This window comes from Paraburkholderia fungorum (genome assembly GCF_046027215.1).
GTDB classification, from domain to species: Bacteria; Pseudomonadota; Gammaproteobacteria; order Burkholderiales; family Burkholderiaceae; genus Paraburkholderia; species Paraburkholderia fungorum_D.
Genome location: NZ_JAQQEN010000002.1, coordinates 3,139,756 through 3,161,437, shown reverse-complemented (window position 1 = coordinate 3,161,437; position 21,682 = coordinate 3,139,756). Strand labels below are relative to the sequence as shown.

At 61.3% G+C, this 21,682-nt stretch carries 19 protein-coding genes; 9 read left to right on the top strand and 10 right to left on the bottom strand.

Features of this window, described 5'->3' with window-relative positions:
• Positions 1-64 precede the first annotated feature (64 nt).
• The 6 genes from PQR27_RS34595 to PQR27_RS34570 form a co-directional block, all read right to left on the bottom strand.
• Complete coding sequence (locus PQR27_RS34595) at positions 65-892, bottom strand: SDR family oxidoreductase (RefSeq protein ID WP_408528033.1); 828 nt, start codon at positions 890-892, stop codon at positions 65-67.
• Positions 893-1,985: 1,093 nt separating this feature from the next.
• Positions 1,986-2,237 (bottom strand): GlsB/YeaQ/YmgE family stress response membrane protein, encoded by a 252-nt coding sequence (locus PQR27_RS34590; RefSeq protein WP_408528032.1) that lies wholly within the window; start codon positions 2,235-2,237, stop codon positions 1,986-1,988.
• Between the two features lie 229 nt (positions 2,238-2,466).
• Positions 2,467-3,486 (bottom strand): zinc-dependent alcohol dehydrogenase family protein, encoded by a 1,020-nt coding sequence (locus PQR27_RS34585; RefSeq protein ID WP_408528031.1) that lies wholly within the window; start codon positions 3,484-3,486, stop codon positions 2,467-2,469.
• Between the two features lie 89 nt (positions 3,487-3,575).
• Positions 3,576-4,007, bottom strand: a complete 432-nt coding sequence (locus tag PQR27_RS34580) for a tautomerase family protein (protein WP_408528030.1) — start codon at positions 4,005-4,007, stop codon at positions 3,576-3,578.
• Positions 4,008-4,173: 166 nt separating this feature from the next.
• A complete protein-coding gene (locus tag PQR27_RS34575; protein ID WP_408528029.1) occupies positions 4,174-5,058 on the bottom strand; it encodes a beta-keto acid cleavage family enzyme in 885 nt (294 codons plus the stop codon).
• A 76-nt stretch (positions 5,059-5,134) separates the two neighbouring features.
• Positions 5,135-6,541 carry an NAD-dependent succinate-semialdehyde dehydrogenase gene (locus PQR27_RS34570; protein ID WP_408528028.1) on the bottom strand — a complete coding sequence of 469 codons (1,407 nt, stop codon included), beginning with the start codon at positions 6,539-6,541 and terminating at the stop codon, positions 5,135-5,137.
• 161 nt (positions 6,542-6,702) lie between these two features.
• Between PQR27_RS34570 and PQR27_RS34565 the strand changes: the two genes are divergently transcribed.
• The 9 genes from PQR27_RS34565 to PQR27_RS34525 all read left to right on the top strand — a co-directional run bounded on the left by PQR27_RS34565 (position 6,703) and on the right by PQR27_RS34525 (position 16,347).
• Complete coding sequence (locus PQR27_RS34565; protein ID WP_408528027.1) at positions 6,703-6,999, top strand: DUF1330 domain-containing protein; 297 nt, start codon at positions 6,703-6,705, stop codon at positions 6,997-6,999.
• A gap of 291 nt (positions 7,000-7,290) precedes the next feature.
• Positions 7,291-8,067, top strand: coding sequence for an enoyl-CoA hydratase/isomerase family protein (locus tag PQR27_RS34560; protein WP_408528026.1), 777 nt, complete (start codon positions 7,291-7,293; stop codon positions 8,065-8,067).
• 1 nt (position 8,068) lies between these two features.
• Positions 8,069-9,334, top strand: a complete 1,266-nt coding sequence (locus PQR27_RS34555; RefSeq protein WP_408528025.1) for a CaiB/BaiF CoA transferase family protein — start codon at positions 8,069-8,071, stop codon at positions 9,332-9,334.
• A gap of 82 nt (positions 9,335-9,416) precedes the next feature.
• Complete coding sequence (locus tag PQR27_RS34550; protein ID WP_408528024.1) at positions 9,417-10,796, top strand: MFS transporter; 1,380 nt, start codon at positions 9,417-9,419, stop codon at positions 10,794-10,796.
• A gap of 109 nt (positions 10,797-10,905) precedes the next feature.
• Positions 10,906-11,619 (top strand): TetR/AcrR family transcriptional regulator, encoded by a 714-nt coding sequence (locus PQR27_RS34545; RefSeq protein WP_408528023.1) that lies wholly within the window; start codon positions 10,906-10,908, stop codon positions 11,617-11,619.
• A gap of 178 nt (positions 11,620-11,797) precedes the next feature.
• The gene (locus tag PQR27_RS34540) at positions 11,798-13,384 is read left to right on the top strand and encodes an amino acid adenylation domain-containing protein (RefSeq protein ID WP_408528022.1); all 1,587 of its coding nucleotides are present in this window, start codon (positions 11,798-11,800) and stop codon (positions 13,382-13,384) included.
• Complete coding sequence (locus tag PQR27_RS34535; protein WP_408528021.1) at positions 13,381-14,874, top strand: hypothetical protein; 1,494 nt, start codon at positions 13,381-13,383, stop codon at positions 14,872-14,874. Before PQR27_RS34540 ends, PQR27_RS34535 begins: the two co-directional genes overlap by 4 nt.
• Positions 14,874-15,128 carry a phosphopantetheine-binding protein gene (locus PQR27_RS34530; RefSeq protein ID WP_408528020.1) on the top strand — a complete coding sequence of 85 codons (255 nt, stop codon included), beginning with the start codon at positions 14,874-14,876 and terminating at the stop codon, positions 15,126-15,128. Before PQR27_RS34535 ends, PQR27_RS34530 begins: the two co-directional genes overlap by 1 nt.
• The gene (locus PQR27_RS34525) at positions 15,088-16,347 is read left to right on the top strand and encodes an MFS transporter (protein ID WP_408528019.1); all 1,260 of its coding nucleotides are present in this window, start codon (positions 15,088-15,090) and stop codon (positions 16,345-16,347) included. The genes PQR27_RS34530 and PQR27_RS34525 overlap by 41 nt, the downstream gene beginning before the upstream one ends.
• 51 nt (positions 16,348-16,398) lie before the next feature.
• Here the strand turns inward: PQR27_RS34525 and PQR27_RS34520 are convergent, their stop codons facing one another.
• The 4 genes from PQR27_RS34520 to PQR27_RS34505 all read right to left on the bottom strand — a co-directional run bounded on the left by PQR27_RS34520 (position 16,399) and on the right by PQR27_RS34505 (position 21,680).
• Positions 16,399-17,424 carry a response regulator transcription factor gene (locus PQR27_RS34520; protein ID WP_408528018.1) on the bottom strand — a complete coding sequence of 342 codons (1,026 nt, stop codon included), beginning with the start codon at positions 17,422-17,424 and terminating at the stop codon, positions 16,399-16,401.
• Positions 17,421-19,868, bottom strand: coding sequence for a PAS domain-containing sensor histidine kinase (locus PQR27_RS34515; RefSeq protein WP_408528017.1), 2,448 nt, complete (start codon positions 19,866-19,868; stop codon positions 17,421-17,423). Before PQR27_RS34515 ends, PQR27_RS34520 begins: the two co-directional genes overlap by 4 nt.
• A 197-nt stretch (positions 19,869-20,065) precedes the next feature.
• Positions 20,066-20,728 (bottom strand): response regulator transcription factor, encoded by a 663-nt coding sequence (locus PQR27_RS34510; RefSeq protein ID WP_408528396.1) that lies wholly within the window; start codon positions 20,726-20,728, stop codon positions 20,066-20,068.
• 565 nt (positions 20,729-21,293) lie between these two features.
• On the bottom strand, positions 21,294-21,680 hold the full coding sequence (locus PQR27_RS34505; protein ID WP_408528016.1) for a BON domain-containing protein: 387 nt from the start codon (positions 21,678-21,680) through the stop codon (positions 21,294-21,296).
• Between the last annotated feature and the right edge of the window lie 2 nt (positions 21,681-21,682).

The window sequence follows — 21,682 nt, the reverse complement described above, 5'->3', positions numbered from 1 at the left end:
ATATCCTGTAACGGCCGCGATCTGCAACCGCGGCCGAGCTTGTCGACGTCGACCCTGACGGGTTTCATCCTTGCTGGGCGCGCAGCATTTGTTCGGCCCCCGAGTTGAACAGCGCCGACCCGAGCAGATTCTGTCCACCATCGCAAACCACCACGCAGCCCGTAATGTATGAGGCCAATGGCGAAGCGAGAAACGCTGCGGCCTGACCGATGTCGTCCACCGTTCCCGTGCGGCGCAACGGTACGGCGTCAATCAGCTTTGCCTTTTGCGCTGGATCGGACAAGCGCTTCAACCCCTCCGTGCCCTCGATGGGCCCTGGCACAATGCTGTTGGCACGGATGCCAAATCGCCCCCATTCCAGAGCGATGTTCTTCATCATCATGTCGATGCCAGCCTTGGCAGCGCCCACGTGCACCTGGAAAGCATGCGGCATGTACGCCATGCCGGCCGAGATGTAGAGGATCGTCCCTTTGGTTTCCTTGAGTTGTTCGAACGCACTGCGAGTGGCGTTGAAAGATCCAAGCAGGTCGATGTCGACCACTGTCTTGAATCCATTGGCAGAGAGCTTTTCGGCAGGCGCGAGAAAGTTGCCGGCCGCACCGCAAACCAGAACGTCCATTGGGCCAAGCTCTGCGCTGGCCTTTTCGAACGCCGCTTCGAGTGCGGCACTGTCGCGCACGTCTGCACGGACCGCGCAGACCTGGGTGCCGAGCGCCCGCAAATCCGCAGCCGACGCATCGAGCTTCTCCTGAGTACGCCCGCAGATGGCAATGTTGGCCCCGAGCGCGGCGAAGTTCTTTGCTACACCGAGATTTATCCCACTGCCGCCACCGGTGATAAAAGCGGTTTTGCCTTTGAACAGGTCTCTAGAGAAATACTGGGTAATGAGCATGGTGTCTCCAAAAAGGCTCGAATTTAATCTTGCTTCGTTGATAAGGAAGGCGTTGTCGCAAGCGTTACCACGCGCGTTGCACGCAGGCGTCCGCGCGCCGCATGGTGGATTCAAAAGTGAACTTCTTGCACGGCGTCGAACTTTTACATGATGGTGTCAAACATCGTGACGACAACTTCGAGGCCGCATTTCCCCCGTTCCTTCGCTCGATTTCGATCAGAGGACCGGGTGCGATTGGCGCCAACGTTGCCCAAGAAGTCGGTGCGTTGCATCGATACACAGCGGAGGTTTATGGACCTTCTCTGAAGCGGTCAGCGGCAAAGCGTCGACGATGTGCACCCCGCTTTGGTCATGCAGCGGTTGCCGCGCTTTCCGTGCGAATTCGGGGCGGTTGCCGCGGCTCGGTTATCTCGGGCACGTCGACGTGCGCTCAGCGCATCCGCGTGAGTTCGCATAGAGCATGATGACGCTGTAATCGCGAGGTTGTCTTGTTCACGTTCAGACAACTGCCTGTCATTTTCGGACAGTACCGTTGGTCGCCGGTAGCACGGCGTTAGTTGGCTGCGGTGTTCTTGAAACGCATTAGCAAAATCAATGGACATCCAGCCGTTGCACTTTGCTGAGACGCAACGGCGGCAAAACCGGATATTTATCCTTCAAGCCCGATCGGCAGCGGGCTGCGGGATTTCGTTCGCTAGCACAAGCTCTGGACATGCGGAATTAACGAACATCAACAGCTTCGAAGGCCGATCAGGCGACCGCAGAACGCGGCACTCGAGTGTCCGTTGATAAGCATCAATGATGCCTTCAGGCGGACGAATTGTCGCGCTGGCCAACGGCCGTAGATGGCCGGCTGCTGCCCTAAGCAAACGGCATGCTTCGCCCGATTCGCGCAAGATAGCGATCGGCAGTATGCGCCACGTTCAGTCCAGCCGAGAAGGTCACGCGAACCTCGCGTGTCGGTCCCAGAACGGAATGCCGACGAACTTCAATCGGGTGGCGAATATCTCTGAGCCGGCTAACGTTCCGGGTCCACATTCATGCGAGTGCGCCGCTTTTCAATTGCCGCCGTAGGCGCGTCACCGCGCGCAGATTAACTCCGCCGGCGCACCAATCCGTAAATGATCAGCAGGACGATCGCGCCAATTACCGACGCGATCCAGCCCGCCGCCTGGCCTGGTTGATACCAGCCCAGCGCACGCCCGGCATAGCCCGCAATCAGCGAGCCGGCAATGCCGAGGATGATGGTCATCACGAGGCCCATGCTGTCGTCTCCGGGCTTCAGCGCCCGCGCAATCAATCCGACGACGAGCCCAACAATCACCGTACCAATGAAAGAAAGCATGCCGACCTCCCAGGAGCGTGAGTGTTACGGTTTTCTTTAATTGCAGGCTACTGTTTCACTGCGATGCTTGTCGGAGCATACGCGCTAGATGCGGCGGTCGGCCGCCATATGCTCGTCGTTTCGCACATCGAATGCACCGCTGCAACACGCCTCTGTCCGATAGGAATTTTTCCGCCAGTCGTGGCCGCCGAGCGGCGTATGCCGCTTGCGACGGTGACACAGGCGATGCTCAGCGCTCCGCGAACGCCAGCAGCGGTTTGGCGTCGTGTGCGGCGCGCTCCGCGGCCGCGAAGGCTTCGAGTGCGCGATCGACGTGGTAACGCCGCGCTGCCGGCGGCTTCAGGCTGCCCGCGGCCATGCGATCGAGCAGACCGCACAGCGCCGCGCTGCCTTCACTGACCCCCTTGCGTGCGAGCCACGAGAAGATGAGCCAGCCGCGCACCTCGGCACTCGAGTAGATAAGCGCCGGGGCGAAAATCGGCATCTCGAAGGCCGCCGGGTCGGTCTGACGGTGCGACGACAAGGCTCCGTAGACGAGCAGGCGTCCGTTCGGGGCCAGCTGACGCGCCAGCGTGGCGCCGGTGCGGCCCGCGACGCAATCGATCGCGCTCACGATGCCATTGCCGCCGGTGGCCTCGTTCAGCCGCTCGGGCCAGCTTTCGTCCGCGGTGCATAGCACGACGTCACCGCCCAGATCCTGGATCTCGGCGACCTGCTCCTCACGGCGTACGAGATTGATGGTGCGGAACCCCTCCGCTTTCGCGATCTGCAGCACGAGGCGACCAACCGTTGAGCCGGCCGCGCTCTGGACAAGCCAGTCGCCGCGTCCAAGCTGGTGCTCCGACATCGTCATTGCCCACGCGGTCATCGGATTGATCAGGGCCTGTGCGGCGTCCTCGTCGGAGATCGCCGCCGGTACAGGTATGGCGCGGGCAGCCGGACTGATGACTTGCTCTCTCCAGGTTCCGGGCACATCCAGCAACACGACGCGCTCCCCGACCCGCGCGCGCGGCACGTCGCTGCCCACGGCATCGATGATTCCGACGCCGTCCTGTCCGGGCGAGGCAGGCAGTTCAGGCTGACGCTGACGGGCGAATCGCCCACGGATGACGTGCAAGTCGGACGGGTGCACGGGCGCCAGCAGCATCCTCACACGGACTTCGCCTGGCCCGGGCGTGGGCTCGGGCAAATCACGCCAGTGGACTACCTCTGACGGCTCGCCATTGCGTTCGATGATCAGGGCCTTCATGTAGTTCTCCTTCGAGATACGGTGTCAATCGTGCCACCGCGCGCGCGACGCCCGCCCGCCCGACACAGCTTCAAACCAAACTGACCTATTCAGCCTTCACTCGGATCATATGGCGACGCCCGGTCTTCAAGCTTCCATTTCTTCTCAGCTTCCGTATCAGGCCGAGGTGGTCGAATGCCGTCGATCAACCACAGTTCTCGCGGCGTTTCGCCGACATGCAACTCGTAGTGGTAGCCTCGATCCTGGACAAATGGTGCAATCGCAGCGTTCGCCTTGCGCAGCCAGGACGCTGTCCACTCCACGTCCTTCGAAATGTGTCTGGCGAACTGGTCTAATCTGATTCTGACAAAGTCGTCTCGCGACACACCTCCCATGAAGAAGGAATCTTTCGGCTGTTCGTGGAACAGCACGCCTACGTAGAAGCGAGGAATGATGTAAATGTCGGCGATCCGGCTCGCCATCTCCTGCTTGTCCTCTGCCGTATAGGCGCCGACCGGATGATAAATATTCCACAAAGGCATTTTTGTCTCCATGCATCAATAGATGCCGCGTTTCTCATGTCAGAACATCTAAGTCTCCTGCGAGAAAGGGATGAACTCGACATGAGTGAGGCGGCGGTATCGGTAGCCCAGGGACAGACTACCGGTTAGAACCATTAATCTTCCTGTAACACGCTCTCAACCCGTTCTATCGGCGACGGGGAAGGCCGAGTATGCTGCGAGCCTCGTCAGGCGTTGCCACATCCGCGCCGATGCTTCTGACGATACTGACCGCACGTTTAACCAGTGCTGCATTGCCTGGCGCCAGTTCGCCTTTGGCAAGATAAAGGTTGTCTTCGAGGCCGACGCGCACATGGCCGCCAAGAATCACACTTTGCGCCACGATCGGAAATTGCGCGCGAGAGATACCGAACGCCGACCAACTGGCGTTCTCGGGCAGATAGCGCTTCATCTGAAGAAGGCTCTCGGTGTCGGCGGCCGCGCCCCATGGCACACCGAGACACAACTGGAACATGGGAGCCTGCAGAATCCCCTGCGTTTCGATCAGGTGGCGCGCGAGGCGCACGTGCCCGAGATCGAATACCTCGATTTCCGGCTTCACACCTGCCTGCTCGATCAAGGTTGCCATTTTGATGAGATGGTCGGGCACGTTGACGAATGCGCGATTGCCGAAGTTCATGGTCGCGATGTCCAGAGTGCAGATTTCCGGACGCAACTCGAGCACATGCTGGACACGTGCCTTAGGCGTCGTCATCGTACTCAGCTCACTTCCCCGGTTCGGGTCTTCGTCGCTGGGAACGAAACGCGCACCCGGGCCCGTCGTCAGATTGATCAGGATCGGGCACCCGCTATCGCGGATACGAGAAACGACTTCTCCGTAGAGCGACAGCTCAGTGCTTGGAGCGCCAGTCCTGGGGTCGCGAACATGAATGTGAGCGATGCTCGCGCCGGCTTCACATGCTGCAATGGCCTCATTGGCAATTTGCTCGGGAGTCACGGGCACTGCAGGGTTCAGCCGCGGGGTATCGTCGCTTCCAGTGAGCGCGCAACTGATAATCGTCTTGTTCATCATAGTGTTCGATCAAAGGGAAAGAAGAACGAGGCGCCACGATCGCGCGCTTCGCCAGGGGAGCACACCAGGCGCCCGTTCAGGCGGCCCGTGCAGGGCCGAACGGCGGCGCCCCGACTGGGGCAACCCGGATCAGCTTCTTGTTGACGAATTCGTCGAAGCCCAGTTGAGAAAGCTCCCGGCCAAAACCTGAACGTTTGACGCCACCGAACGGCAGTTCCGCCGCCGTGGCGAACGGCTGATTAACAATCACCATACCGCTGTCGATCTGTGCGGCGACCCGCTCGCCGCGTTCGGTATCGGCGGTGAACACCGACGCGCCGAGACCGTAGGGCGTGCCATTGGCGAGCACAATGGCGGCGGCTTCGTCCTCGACGACGTGGAAAGCGGCGACCGGGCCGAACAGTTCTTCGGTGAAGACCGGGTTTTGCGGGGTGATGTCGGTAAGAACAGTTGGTTCCAGGTAAAAGCCCGGGCGCTCGACGCGCTTGCCGCCACACACGATGCGCGCGCCGTGTGAAGTCGCGCGATCGATCTGCTCAAGCAGCAGATTCAGCGCGCGCTCGGACGCGACTGGCGCGACGGCGGTCGCCGGATCGGCCGGATCGCCGGTTTCAAGCGCTGCCATCCGCTGCGCGAAGCCTTCGAGGAATGCGTCGCCGCGTGCCTTGCCGACCACGATGATGCGCTTGGAAGCGACGCATAGCTGACCTGCATTGGTCATGCGGCCCGCGATCGCGCTCTGGATTGCCCAGTCGAGCGGAGCATCCTCGAGTACGACGAACGGATCGCTGCCGCCCAACTCCAGCACGACTTTCTTCAGATTGCGGCCGGCCCGCTCGGCGACGGCGGAGCCCGCGCGCTCGCTGCCCGTTAGCGTCACACCCTGCACGCGCGGGTCGTCGATGACGCGCCCGGCCTGCTCGATCGAGATGAACAGATTCGTATAGACGCCTTGGGGCGCACCCGCTTCCTCGAACAGTCGCGCGAAGGCCAATGCCGATTGCGGCACGTTATCTGCGTGCTTGAGCAGGAGGACGTTACCCACCATGAGTTGGGGCCCGGCCACTCGCGCAATCTGGTAGTACGGCAAATTCCACGGCTCGATGCCGAGCAGCACGCCAATCGGCTCGATGTGCACCGCCGCGCCGGGCGCTTGCGCGAGCGGGCGGGGCTGGAGATAGGTGTTTGCGTGCTTCGCGTAGTAGTCGAGGATGCTGGCCGCCGATTCGACTTCCCTGAGCGCCTCACCGCTGCGTTTGCCCATTTCCAGCGTCAGGTAGCCGGCGTATTCGACAGCCTTTTCCCGCAACAGCGCCGCGGCGCGCGACACAATGCGTGCCCGATCGCTGACCGGACGCCGGCGCCAGTCGGTTTCAAACGCGTGATGCGCTGCAGCGAGCTTCGCTTCGAGCAACTGGTCAGATATATCGTCATATGTGGCGAGCAGTTCGCCGGTAGCAGGATTGATAGTCGCGTACGGCATGAGGTTCTCCGCGAAAAAGTTGGCATTGAGTCATCGCATGGCCTCATGTTAACACCGTTATCTAATTCCTTGCATCCACTTTTGAGGTCAGGAATAACCCTCATTGATATTGATGTTAACGGCGTTACTATAGACAGGTATTTTTCAACGGAGGAAGCGAAATGGCAAAGGGATATTGGGTGGCAGCGTATCGGGCGGTCCACGACACAAGCAAGCTCGCGGCGTACGGCGTCCTCGCGACAGAGGTGGTGAAAGCGGCCGGCGGAAAATTTCTGGTGCGAGGCGGCGAGGTCGTTGCGTTCCAGGCGGGTCTCAAGGAACGGACCGTCGTAGTCGAATTCCCGAGCTTCGAACTGGCGCTTGCCACGTTTCAGAGTGAGGCTTATCAGGAAGCGTTAGCCGTACTGGCAGATGGAGCCGAAAGGGACGCGCGCGTCGTCGCAGGTGTCGACGACTGAGATGTTCACCAAAGGCTACCGAGGCCGGGCAGGCCACGTGCCTCCTGTCGCGCCGCATGGTTCGGTATGCTACCGATAATGCGTCGCAGACTGCATTACGACGTTCGAATACCCGTACCCCGCCTCGCGTCTCGCCGTAGTCTGATTGTCCCGGCTACGGCTGAGAAACGAACCTCCCCAGTCCTTACTTTTTTCGGCCAGGGAAAACGCTGGTATCAATACGTCATTCCGATGTTATGCTTGTTAACATATAAATCGGAAAACACTTGAACCTGACGAAATGGAGCAAGCATGGACGAAGCAATTGTTCTGAAAGAACTCAAGGGCCACGTAACGGTTCTCACGATGAACCGTCGCCCGCATAACCTGATGGGCCCGACGCTGTATCGCGCCCTGCTCCGCGAATTCGACGAGGCGGTAAAACACGGCTCGCGGGCGATCCTGCTGCGCAGCGGTCTGCGGCACTTCTCGGCCGGCGCTGAAGTGGCGCTTTTTCCGGACCGCATCGCCAAGCAAGGCAAGGCGCTGATGGATCCGCTTGAAGTGCTTCGCGGCTTCGAGACCCTACCGATCCCGATCGTCGTCGCGGTGAACGGCACATGTCTCGGCGGTGGTTTCGAAGTGGCGCTGGCCTGCGACTTCAGCGTGGTCGCCGAATCGGCCAAGATTGGCTCAGTCGAGGTTGCGCTCGGCTTGCATCCGCTGCTCGGTGGTATCCAGCGTCAGGTGATGCGGGCAGGCCCCGCACGTGCGAAAGAGCTCGCGATGCTCGGCCGCCGTTACGACGCAGCGACGCTCGAACGCTGGGGCCTGATCAATCTCGTTGTGCCCGACGACAAACTCGATGAAGTCTCGCTGTCGGTTGCGCAGGAACTGGCGGCCGGGCCGACCGTCGCGCACGCCGCGACCAAGCAGCTCGTCCGGGTCGCGGTCAACGAGGGGATCGCTGCGGCTGACGAAGCGATGTTCGAACTGCAAAAGCCGATCTGGGGGTCGCAGGATCTCAAGCGTGGACTGGAGGCCTTCGATACCGCCGGCCCAGGTACCGCAATTTTCGAAGGAAATTGACATGACCGGACCACTCGAAGGACTCAAGGTCGTCGATTTTTCGCGGGTGCTGGCGGGTCCGCTGTGCGCCCGGACGCTGGCCGATCTTGGCGCAGACGTCATCAAGATCGAGCCGCCGCGACCCGATGTGTCGCGTGCCGCGTTCCCGAACCGCGACGGCATGTCCGGCTATTACGCGCAGCAGAATAGCGGCAAGCGCAACGTCAGCATCGATCTGAACGCGCCGCACGCACGCGGGCTCGTGCTACGCCTGTGCGACGAGGCGGACATCGTCGTCGAGAATTTTCGGGCCGGCACGCTCAAGGGGTTCGGACTCGACTATGAGACGCTCGCGAAGCGCAATCCAAAGCTGGTCTACGTATCGATCACCGGCTACGGCCAGCGTGGCCCCTGGGCCTCGCGCATGGCTTACGCACCGACCGTGCAGGCTGAAGCGGGATTCACGCACAACACATTGCGCCATTTCGAAAGCGCGGGCGACGGCCGCAGGTGGACCGATCCCCTCTCGCACGCGGACGTCTATGCGGGCCTGCAAGCGACAATCGCCGTGCTCGCGGCGGTGCGCAAACGTGAAGTCACCGGACACGGCCAATACATCGACGTCGCGATGGCCGCCGTGATGCTGTCGATCAACGAACGCGCTCACCTAGATCTCGCAGGCGTCGATACAGGCGCCGAGCCGGGCATCCTCGGCGCCGCCGACGGCCCACATTTCGTTGGCCCTGGCGGCGAAGAGTTTGTCGCGGCGCAAAGCATCGTCGGCAGCAACACGTTTCCGAATTATTTGCGGGCCATGCGCAGGATGGACCTCGTGAAGGATCCGCGCTTCAGCACCGCTGAGCGCCGCCTGCAAAACTACAAGGTACTGCATGCAGTGATCCAGACGTGGATGCTGTCATTTCGCGATCTCAAGACGCTCGACGCGCAACTCGACGAGGCCAAGATCGCGATAGGCCAAATCCGTACGCTGAAAGAATTGGCCGATACCGATTGGGCGAAGCAGTGGGGTGCGGTGCACGAGGTCCCGGATCGCCGCGGCGGCTCGTATCTCATTCACGGCTATCCGTGGCGCTTTTCCGATGACGAGCTTGGAATGCGCAGCGCGCCGGCGTTTCGCGGCGAACACAACGAGCAGGTGTTCCGCGAAGCGGGCCTCGCCGATGTCGAAATCCGCAATGCGGTCGACACCGGCATTCTCGTTGGCGGGCCGCCACTGTCCGCGAAGGAAATCGACGCCGCTGTTCTTGCGGAAGCACCGTCCGACTAAACGCAACCACGTGTCGCGGCCCGCTAGCGGGCTGCGTTCCGCCTCGTATTACCAGTATCAACACAACACGTCGGAGGACCGAATGGAAGTGGTGAAGCAAGCCTGTGCAGACGGGTCATCATCAGATGACGACACCCTCCTTCGGAAGGCCTACGCTTCGGCGCAATGGAGGATACTGCCGATACTGTTTGGCTTATGGATGCTGGCGTGGGTCGGTCGTTCGAACGTTGCCTTTGCGAAGTTGCAGATGGTCGTGGATCTGCGATTTAGCGAAACGGTATATGGATTGGGCGCGGGGCTTTTCTTCGTCGGCTATGTGCTGTTCGGCGTGCCCACCACCACGTTGCAAAAGAAATTCGGTGCACGCGCCGTGCTTGCCGGTGTCGCCGGCGGCTGGGGCTTGACGAGTGTTGCAATGACGTTCGTCAATAGCGCACCGACGTTCTACGCGTTGAGGTTCCTGCTCGGCGTGTTCGAGGCCGGTTTCTACCCAGGTGTTGTGTTGTACTTCAATGCGTGGTTCCCGGGGAAAAGGCGTACCCGCAATTTCAGCATCTTCCACTCAGGATCACTCTTCTCGCCGGTCGCGATCGGCTTGACGGGGGGATTCGTGCTCGAGCACCTAAACGGACTGGTCGGCTTTCAGGGCTGGCGATGGATGTTCTTCACTCAGGCTGTCCCGACGGTTCTGTTGGCCTGCGTCGCGTTTGCGATACTTCCGGACCTGCCCGCTGGCGCGAAGTGGCTTTCGGCGCGACAGCGTCAACTCGTCGAGGACGATCTCAGGAAGAATGCCGAAACGATGGACGACGTCGGCACAGACGAGCGTCCGCTGTTACTCGATCCGGCTATCTGGATCCTGAGCGCTGCCTACTTCAGCCTCCTTGCGGCCACGGCAGCACTGTTTTTCTTCTCCCCGACGATACTTCGCGAGGCGGGATTCGGCGGGTACAAAGAGATCGGCCGTGCGGTTGCCGGTGCCTGCATTCTGGGTGCGCTGGGCAATGTGCTCATCTGCAGCATCGGGGGCGCCCCGCATCGCCGCCGGCTCTTCTGTGCGCTGGCGTCGGTCTTCACTGCGGCGAGCCTCTCAGCACTCGTCTTTGTCTGGCACAGCAGTACCACCGCGACTTTCTTCCTGCTTGTCCTTGGCTTCGCGGGAACGGGGGCTGGTATCACGCTCTTCTGGCAGATGACTGTCGGCCTGATCAGCGGCAAGTCGCTGGTGGTTGCCGTGCCGTTGATCAGTTCCGTCGCTAATGTGGCTGGCTTCGTTACGCCCTTTCTGATCGGGTATGTTCGCGACGCAACGGGAACGTATGCGAGCGGATTCGTCATGGTGGCCTGCGTCCAGGCACTTGGCGTCGTTGTTCTTCTGTTCGGCGTACAGCGCATTGTCCGGAAGGGATCACGCGTTGGCGACAGCTCGGTTCAAGGCCCTGTCGCGCAACGGAGCCGCTAGAATACGTGTAGCGACACACGCTTGTTTCGCGCGTGACCCGCAATATTGCGTGCCTCTCTGCGCAGAATTTATAATCATTTCCTTGTTTTGCTCCTCGAACGAAGGTCACGTGAGCCCCAGGTCATCTATTCCGAAGAATGCGGATTACCACCATGGCAATCTGCGCAACGCGCTCGTCGAAGCGGGGCGCAGCGCACTCATGGAGGTATCGGCACAAGACTTGAGCCTGCGTTACCTCGCGCGCATGGTGGGCGTTTCAGAAGCCGCGCCCTCGCGGCATTTTGCGGGTATCGACGAACTGCTGGCGACGATCGCGGCGAGCGGTTATCGTGACCTCGCTGCGTTGCGCGTTGCGATCCGTGACAGCGAGGATGCGGCGCTTGCCAAGGCGTATCGGATGATGCGGGCGTATATCGAGTTCGCGCAGCGCCACAATGGACTGTTCAGTCTGATGATCGGGCCTCGCATCGTGGCGCATCAAGCGTATCCAGAACTCATCGAGGAAAGTAACAGGTCTTTTGGGTTATTTTCCGAAGCGATCGAGGCGCTGGCTATCGAGAGTGGTTGGGCCCCCTCCGATCTCAAGCTTGTGACCCATACGGCGTGGAGTCTGGAGCATGGTCTCGCCACGCTGATCCTGGCGTACCGCGCGCCGCGCGCGGACACGAAAGTGGCGATACCAAAGTTGATCGACTTCGTCGTGATGACGCTACTTGGCGCCATCACAGCGGGTCCGGATCATCTCCAGAGCGTGATTCAGCAATGCGCGCTCTCTCAGAAGCCAGAGGTTACGCGCACAGCTCGAAAGCGCGCCAAAGCGTAGTCGTCGTCGCTAAATTTTCGTTGCCCCAGCCGAATTCAAAGCAATTCCGGCATGCCCTCAAGTCGGCGGCTATTTTGCCGTTATCACGCTTGACGGTGCGCACGGAATCCATCGCGTCGATATTGCCGGCCGGTTTGCCGGTTCAGAGTAACGAAAATCGATCGCAGCTGAGCGATTTATGGACAACCATAATCTGGCTTTGACGCTTTGCCATCACGGTATCGAGACGCCCAACGCGATCGCCATTTGCTGTGATGGCCGCTCCCTGACCTATGCCGACCTCGCACAACGTGCCGCGCAGTTGGCTCGCTTCCTGCGCGAAAGCCCTGAGTGGAACGTCAACAGGGGACATCCGCCGCGCATTGGCGTCCTCGCACAGCAGAGCATCGAGGCGTATGTCGCACTGCTCGGCACGTGTTGGGCGGGAGGCACCTATGTGCCGATCAGCACAAGCGCGCCGCCCGAGCGGATTGCCGAAATCCTGGCGCGCTGCAGCCTCGCCGCGATCGTGGTGGACACGCACGGCGCGTCGTTGCTCGCCCAGGGGCTGCTTGATGTCTGCCCGCCGCTTGTCGTCGCTCCTGATCGACAGGCGTTGAGTGAATGGAGGGGTGGTGTCATCAACGTGGTTTCCACCGATGCGCTACCGCCCGACCGGGTGCCGGAGCCGATGCATGTCGGCGCGGGACACCCCGCCTACATCATCTTCACGTCTGGCACGACCGGCACACCGAAGGGCGTCGTCATTCCGGCGGGCGCCGCACGCCACTATATTGACTCAGCCTCCGGGATACTCGGATTGACCTCCGATGATCGGGTGCTCGAAACCTCTGAACCGTCTTTCGACGCATCGGTGCATAACATGTTTTCGACATGGGAAGCCGGAGCATCGCTATATGTCCTTCCAAAGCACCGGGCAATGAACGCGGTCAAATTCGCAGTCGAAGCGCGGCTCACGGTGTGGAACTCCGTGCCGTCGCTGGTGGGAATGCTGCGTCAGCTGAAATCGTTGCGTCCTGGCGTGCTGCCGGATATTCGCATTGCTGCTTTTGGCGGTGAACAGTTGTCCGCTGGGATCGTCGACGCGTGGCGAGTGGCAGCACCCAACAGCATGATCCACAACCTCTACGGCCCCACTGAGACGACTGTCTATTGTCTGAATGAGGTTGTCGGCAAGCCGACGCCGCTAACGCCAGGGCGCGACGTGGTGGCGATCGGGCGGCCATTGCCCGGAAATCTCGCCGCTGTGTTCAGCGACACGGGGGAGATGCTCGCCGATGGCGAACCCGGCGAGCTGGGAATTGGCGGTCCGCAACTCGCCATCGGCTATCTGGATGCGCCGGAACTCACTGCGCAGCGCTTCCCGACCCGCGCGGGCACACGCTGGTATCTAACCGGCGACCGCGTGGTGCGCGACACGTCCGGAACATTGCATTACTTAGGCCGTGTGGACAACCAGGTGAAAGTGCTCGGTCATCGCGTTGAACTCGAAGAAGTCGAGGCGCATTTGAGGATCGTCGCCGGCGCTGATCTGGTGGGTGCCGTAGGCTGGCCACACGATGGCGAAGGCACGCGCGGCATCGTAGCGTTCGTCGCCGGCGATGCGATCGACACTGCCCAGGCGCGCCACGAGATGGCGCGGCGTCTACCCGCTTACATGGTGCCGTCACGGATCGTCGCGTTGTCCGGCATGCCGCTCAATCGAAACGGAAAAGTAGATCGCCATGCGTTGCTGCATCTGCTCGAACGCGAGATCTGCCAATGAGCCAGCGGAGCGACCTGACAATCAACCCGGCTATCGAGGATCCGCAGACCGTTGCAAAGGCGCCCAGACGGACGTTTCGTGAAATCATATCGATCGACAGACGCGAACCGATCGTCGCGTTTGCGCAGACTGGGCGCGGCCGGCTGCTGATCGTCACGCTGTTTACCCTCGTGCTGATGCGGATGAGTGGCTGGTCGATGCTGATCGCCGGCGGCGCCGCTGCCTTGTCGGCATATGCGCCGCGCTTTCGAGGTATCGGCACGTTTGTTGCCACCTTATCGTTGCTGCCGGCATCGGGCCTCTGGTTTTCGTTTGACATTATCGCTGCGGCGATGGTGCAGGAACGGGTCGCGGGCGTGTCGGCGGTTGTGCTGGCGTATATGGCGCTGATCGCCTTCATGCTGGTCGCGTGGCTCACGCTGAGCGCGGTTCGGCGCAACGACGCGCTGTTCGTAGCACGCCGGCCGGTATCGACGCTGCTCGCTATCGAAGCGGTGCTGTGCGGGCTCACGTGCATGCCGTTCGTCCACGGATGGCTAAGAGTTGGCGTCTGGGCGTTTCTGGCGATCGCGACGCCGAACCTCTGGTTTTTCGCCTATGCGCTCGTCGATCAGCGTTCGCGAGCACGGGGACCGATGCTGTATCAGCTAGGCCTGTTTCACCCGTTCTGGGGTTCGACCTCGACGCCGTGGGGTAAAGGCGCCGCATTCCTGCGCAAGGTCCAGTCGACGACCCGGCGCGACACCGCTGTGACGCAGCTCAAAGCGATGAAGCTGCTCCTCTGGTCGTGCGTTCTGCTGGACATCAATGCGGCGGCGCACTGGATCGGCGCGTCGGTCCTGCGGCTTCCCACTCTCGAAGGGGTGCAGGCCGCGTATTTTCAGCATCGGCCGTATCCGATTGCAATCGGCTGGACAGCGCTCGTGCTGGACGTCGTGTTCTCCGCGTTGTCGCTCGCTGTTGCGGGACATCAGGCGATCGCGGTGGCACGCCTTGCCGGTTATCGTCTGCCGCGCAACATGTGGCGCCCGCTCGAGTCGCGCTCGCTGGCGGATTTCTGGAACCGGTATTACTACTATTTCAAAGAACTACTGGTTGACTTCTTTTTCCTGCCGACCTTTCTTCGGGTCTTCCGCCAGCATCCGCGCTTGCGGATTTTCTTCGCGACCTTCATGGCGGCAGGTGTCGGCAATGCGTTGTATCACTTCGTTCGAGATATCGGACTTGTCGCATTGATCGGATTAAAGGCCACGTGCGAGACGTTTGCGAGCTATGTGTTTTATTCCGTCGTCCTGGCGCTGGGCATCGGCATTTCGCAAGTCCGCTCACTTGCCGCTCCACGCGTGCCGCGCACACGGACGGCCCGCGTGGCCACGTTCGTTGGGATCTGGTTGTTCGTCATCTGCCTTCACCCGTTTGGCAACGAAACACGTTTCTATACCCTTGAACAGCGCATCACCTTCATGGCTAGTCTTATCGGAGTCGATTGATGGACAATCAGCATAAAGTACGGATTCGTGCATTCGTTGCGGACGCACTGCGCAATCGCGGTGACAACGGCGAACTTGCCGACCATGAATCGCTTTTTATCAGCGGCCGACTTGATTCGCTCTCGATGCTGATGCTCGTCGCTCATCTGGAGGCGGAATTCGATATTGATTTCGCCACCGTTGACTTTGACGTCAACCTTATAGACTCGATCGATGAAATTGAAGCGCTGGTTCGTGAAAAGGCGGCCCTATAACCAGCAAGGAGCGCAGCCGAACCATGCCCGAACCGCGCGCGATCCGTCGACTCCTCGCGATCCTGCGTCCCTCGTAATCGGGGCGATCGCCGCGCAGGTGGCCGGCGGGCTGGTCACGCAGATGTCGCCCTTTACGATTGCTGGTTTGATGGACGGTCTCTCGCTTTCAGAACGGGACGCCGGCTTCGTCGTCTCCCTCGAGCTCCTCATCCTTGCCGTCACGGCGATCGCGATCACTCCGGTCCTGTCACGGTTTTCCGATCGGCGTGTCGCCCTCCTCGCCGTCGCGCTGGCGCTGTCCGCCCAGGGCGCATCCATCTTCAGCGCATCGCTGCCATGGCTCACCCTGCTGCGCGGGCTCGCGGGTATCGGCGAAGGCGTGCTTTACGCCGTGTCGCTCACCGTCGTCGCGTCCCGCGCCAATAATCCGGACAAAGTCTATGGCTACTTTCAGGTCGCCTGGGCCCTGGGCAGCGTCGCGCTCTTCGGCATTGGTGGTCAGCTCACGGCCGCCTTTGCGCAGCGTGGCATCTTCGCGCTCATGACGGGCGTGACCCTCGCGCTCGCGCCGCTCCTGCTGCTCATTCCGGACGCCCGCGCGAAAGGCGGAAAAGACGTCGCGACGGTAGCGGCGCGGATCTCCCCGGCGCTTGGCGTCATGACGCTCGCGGCGACCGTGCTCTACCTGAGCGTCTCCTCCGCGATCTACGCCTTCAGCGCGCCCCTCGGCGAGCGTGCAGGCCTCGATACGCGCGCGGTCAGCTATGCGCTGACCGTCGCAACGCTGGTCGGTCTCGCAGGCGCAGGTGCCGCCACTGCGATCAACGTGCGATGGGGACGGATGATCCCCATTTCAGGATTCTTCGCCGGCTTCGCGCTTGTTGTGCTCGTGCTCTGCCTCTCACACAATCCGAGCGCCTTCATCATCGCCCTCGTTGCTTCGGTGGTCATCTACTACTTCTCGGTGCCCTACCTGTTCGGTCTCGCCGCTGCACTCGATCACAGTGGACGTTGGGCTGCGGCGGCGGGGTCGGCCTATTTGCTCGGCTTCGCCGCCGGCCCCTTGCTCGCGGGGGTCGTGATCACCGGGACCGGCTACGCCGGCCTCGCCGTGGCTTGCGTCGCAATCACGGCCGCCGCATGGGGTCTCACCATGGTCGTCAGTCGCCGCCTCGGCGGGACGGCCCGTACGGCGCTCCCTGCCGAACCCCCAGCGTGAAGCAGCGACCCGACCCGTGCCCCCTGCCGAGGCCAGAGGCGCGGTACGAGTTCACACTCCTCGCGGGTCATTCTTTCCGGTCAGAGCGTCGCCAATCGCCGCGAGCAATGCTCGCCCGTCGAACGGTTTGCGGAAAAGCCGGTTGTACTTTGCCTGCGGCAGCTCGGCGAGCTCGTGACGACCGGTGATCAGGATCACCGGCAGGTCGGGGCGCCTCTCCCGCATCAACCGTTGCAACTCAAAGCCGTCCATGCCTGGCATGCCGATGTCCGTGATCAGACAAACGATCTCCGGAAGGGCGTTGCTGTCGAGCAGGGTCTGGGCCGACGAAAATGTCTGCACAGCGTGGCCTGCCGACTCGAGAAGTTCCTCGAGCGATTCGAGCAGGCGCTGATCATCGTCGACGATCGCCACCACGGGCTTCGGGTTCGACATCCTCAAGCTTCCTGAACGTCTGGAATGAGTGACTGGGATCTGCAGCTTTTCGGCGATCCGCACCAGGTCGGCGAGCGATGCCGCGGCCATTTTCTGCATGACGTTTCGTCTATGGATCTGCAGCGTGACCTCGCTGATTCCCAGTTCAGCCGCTGCCTGTTTGTTAAGAAGACCGCTCACTACGAGCGGCAGCACGTCACGCTCGCGCTGTGTCAGGTCGAGATAGCGTTGTCTCAACACACCGAGTTCGGCTCGCTCCGTTCTCTTTTCCCGGTCCTGAGCGATCGCTATGCGGATTGCAGCCATGAGGTCCACATCACTGAACGGCTTGGTCAGGAAATCGACGGCGCCGTGCTTGATCGCACGCACAGAGGACGGGATGTCCCCATGTCCCGTGATGAACACGATCGGCGGATCATCGCCCTCCGCAATCTGCCTCTGCAGATCGAGACCGTTGATATCGGGCAGCTCGACATCGAGGATCAGGCACGCAGGGAGGTCGGGCTTCGCATACGCGATATAGTCCGCGGCGGCGGCGAACGTCTCGGCTCGCCACCCCATGGACTCCAGCAGCTCCCCGATCGCCTCGCGCACTCTGACGTCGTCATCCACCACGAAGACGATCTCGTCGTGAGGGCTCATGGCGCCCCGCTCGCCACCAACGGGAGCGTGAAGGCGACGGTTGCCCCGCGCGTCTCGTTGTTGGCCATCCAGAGGCGGCCTCCATGCGATTCTATGATCGAGCGGCAGATGGCGAGCCCCATGCCCATCCCGCACTGCCTGGTCGTGAAAAAGGGCTCGAAGACGCGCTCGGCATCCGTGAAACCCGTTCCGTCGTCGCGAACCTCGACGCGAATCGTGTCGAGGCCGTCCCGGCAAGAACGTATCCGGATCGCACGCGTGCCGCCCGTCAAACCGTCCATCGCCTCGATTCCATTCCGGATCAGATTCACCAACACCTGCTGCACCTGGACGCGATCGAGCACGACCTCCGGCAGTTCCGGGTCGAGATTCGTCTTGATGCGGATATTCTTCGACGCGATCGCGTCGGCCATGAGTCGGCAGACTTCACCAATCAGGCGGTTGACGTCTTCAAAGGATCTGGCTTGCGGCGCGCGGCGGAACAGGGCCCGGATGTGGCTAATGACATCCGCAGCCGAGTTGGCATCGCGGGAGATGCGCTCGGCGGTGATCTTGGCGCGCTCGATATTCGGAGGCTCTGCGGACAGCCAACGATGACATGCGTGGGAACTAGTCACGATCGCTGCCAGCGGCTGATTCAGCTCATGTGCGATCGAGGCGGAAAGCTCCGCGAGGCTCGCTACCTGCGTCGCCCGCGCGAGCTTGTCGGAGGCACGCCGCAACGCCTCTTCGGCTTGCATCTGATCGTCTATGTCGTGACAAAGGCCGAACCACTGGACAATGTTTCCGCTCGAATCCCGCATCGGCTCGGCGCGGCCCGACATCCAGCGATACACGCCGTCTGCGCGGCGCAGGCGATACTTCATGGAGAAGCGCTCGCCCGTGATGAGACAGCGGCCGAGAACGTCGCTAACCTCCTCCGCATCGTCCGGGTGGAAGATCGTGTCAAACACCACTTCCAACCGGCTCTTGTCCCCGAGGTCCATGCCGAGAAAGTCCGACATATGCTTGTTAGCCAGGGTGGTCTCGCCGTCCGGGGTCAGGCGCCAGAGGTTACTTGGAACCATGTCCACGAGCAACGAGAGCTCCCGCTCACGACCACGCAACGCCTCTTCGGCGTGCAGCTGATCCTCTACGTCGTGACAAAGGCCGTACCACTGGACGATGCGCCCGCGCTGGTCACGCATCGGCTCCGCGCTGCCCTCCATCCAGCGATACACGCCGTCTGTACGACGCAGACGATACTTCATCGAGAAGCGCTCGCCGGTGACGAAGCAGCGATTGAGCGCCTGGCCTAAGCTGGTGGCATCACCGGGATGGACGGCGGTCTCTATGAAGGCCGCCAGCCGGCTCGTGCCGGGCTTGTCCACATCCGCTACATCCAGACCGAGAAAATCTATCAGGCGCTGGTTGAAGAAGTTCGGCTCGCCATCCGGAGTCAACCGCCAGAGGTAGACCGGGACCATGTCGACGAGCTGTGAGAGTTCCCGCTCCCGGTCACGCAACGTCTCCTGTGCACGCACCTCATCGTCGATATCGAGAGAAACGCCGTACCATTGCACGATTGCGCCGCCTTGATCGCGCCGAGGCTCTAACCTGCACTCAACCCAGCGATAGGCGCCATCTTTTTCACGCCAACGAAACCGCATCACGCCGGCGCCGCCGGTTTCGGAACAATTTCGTAACGCGCGCTGCACCTCTGGAGCGTCTTCGGGATGCACGAGCGCTTGCAGCAATGTGTCGATACGCGGCTCCTCGAGATCTTCAAGGTCCGCGACAACCGAGCGGAGGTGGTCCCGGTATCGCTTGTTGAAATAAACCGGGCCGCCCGTAGACGTTGCGCGCCAGATGCGGATCGGCACGGCGTCGATCGTCTGCTGAAGCTGTCTCTCGCTCTGCCGAAGCGCCTCCTCTGCTCGCATCAGGTCGTCTATGTCATGACAGAGGCCGTACCACTGGACGATGCGTCCATCCTGATCCAGCATCGGTTCCGCGCGGCTCGACATCCAGCGATACACACCGTCGGCACGCCGCAGACGATACCTCATGAAAAAGCGCTCGCCGGTGGAGAGACAGCGGCTGAGCGCGTCCCCAAACGCGGCCGCGTCGTCAGGATGAACCGTGGCCTCGATCATCGCCGCCAGCCGGGTCATTCCCGGTCTGTTCGTATCCGCCACGTCCAGGCCTAGAAAATCGACCATGCGCTTGTTGAAGAAAATCGGTTCGCCGTCCGGGGTCAGCCGCCAGAGATGGCTCGGGACCATGTCCACGAGCTGCGAGAGCTCCCGCTCCCGGTCGCGCAACACCGCCACGGTTTTCCTGTGAACGTCGGTTTCAACCGACGAACCGAACCATCCAGTAATACGACCCTCGCTGTCGCGTAACGGTCGTGCCCCACTTCGCGCCCGGACGTAGAAGCCGGTCGCGCGCCGAACGGATGTCATGATCGAGGCCTAAGCGTTGTCGGAGAAGCATTGTTGTCACCGTCGGCTAAGCCTGCCGGGCAAGGGGAACCGTGGGGACTATCAGTCCATAGTCTAGTCCCGCCACGCCTGAGCCGCACCTCATGGAAATCCATGTATTGCATGCCAGCGTTGCCATTGCGGCCGGCCCGCGTACTCATATTGCAAACTAGTGGGGACTATTTCGTGCAGTGCGGCTCGATGCCGAGGGCTTCCGCTTTTCGAACGAGGTCCGCGACGGAGCGCGTCGACATTTTCTTCATCGCCTGTCCACGGTGGATCTTCACGGTGATTTCGCTCAAATGCATTTCTGAGGCGATCTGCTTGTTCATCAGGCCCTTGACGACAAAGGCCATCACCTCTTTTTCCCTCGGCGTGAGCGACTTGTAGGCGGCGCGCAGTGCCGCAGTCGACTGCTCGGCATCAAGCCGTTCGCTGTCGCGCTTGAGCGCCTGATCGACGGCATCGAGCATGTCCTGATCGCGAAACGGCTTCGGGAAAAAATCCATGGCGCCGGCTTTCATGGCCTTGACCGTCATTTCGATATCGCCATGGCCGGTCATGAACAGGATCGGCATGTGCAGGCTGCTCCTCGCGAGTTCCTGCTGGAACGCCAGGCCGCTCTCGCCACGCAGCCTGACGTCGAGGATCAGGCAGCTGGGCCCGTCGTGCTTTGGAAAAGCGAGAAACTCTTGCGACGACGCGAAAGTCTCGACCCGCAGGCCGACCGAGAACAGCAACTCGTTCAAGGCAAGCCGCATCGATTCGTCATCGTCGATGACATAGACAACAGACGCTTTGCCTTCGCTTTTCGCTGAAGTCGAACGCAGCTCGGAAGTCATTTCGGCTCCTCGGGACCCGGGAAGTCTGCACCGGCAATCGGGATGGCGGGATTTGAAACGGGAGCAAACCTCTGGCGCAACAAATTCATCAAAATTATAGTGCGTTACGCCCTCCGCGAGTCTCGGGAGACTCGGTCTAACCGAAGTAGCCCGGCCTTCATGCGGGACGTCCTTCATAGTGATGTCGCGACGAATGGGGCCCCTCGGACCGAGGGCGAACCATCCCACCAACCCGCCCCCCCTTCGTGTGTTTGCGTTCAGACTAGACTGCCGGCACAGGCCAATTTACCGCTCGATTAGAGGGGCGTGCTCTCCAGCGAGTCATCGTTTGTGAATCAGCCCGTTCACCTGAGCGCAATTCGCTCATATCCCATGGCCGACGCACGCGTCGGCACCCTACGCACGATCCTTGCTAGAGAATGTGGTGAAGATGGCATGCCGCCCGGATATCGACGCCAGACAGTAGCTGAGTGAGGCCGCCAAATCGTGCTTCGCCACTAATGGACCGAAGTCGGCGTGGCCAGTTGTCTTCGGCCTCGCCCACTCCGTGCCTGACTACGGCTGATTACATGCCGCCAAATGGCTTCTTCACCGTCAGCTTGTTGATCACTGACGTCACGCCGGGAACGCCCCGAGCGATCGCCTCGGCCTTGCCGATCTGGGCCGCTTCCGTGACTGTGCCATTCAGTGTTACCGCACCGTCTTTCGCGATGACACTGATGTCTCCGGCGCTGATTTCCTTGTATTTCCCGATGGCAGCATAAACCTTCCGGCGCAGGGCGCGATCCGCTTTCCTGCCCGTGGGTGCCGCTGCGTCCGATCCCGCTATCGCGGACGCACCTTGCGCACTGGACGGGGTACTGGCTGTTTCAGCGGCCTGGCACCACGTGGTCATGGACATTGCAACGAACAATGTGGCGACAGCCAGCCCGAGTATCTTGATTGTTTTCATGG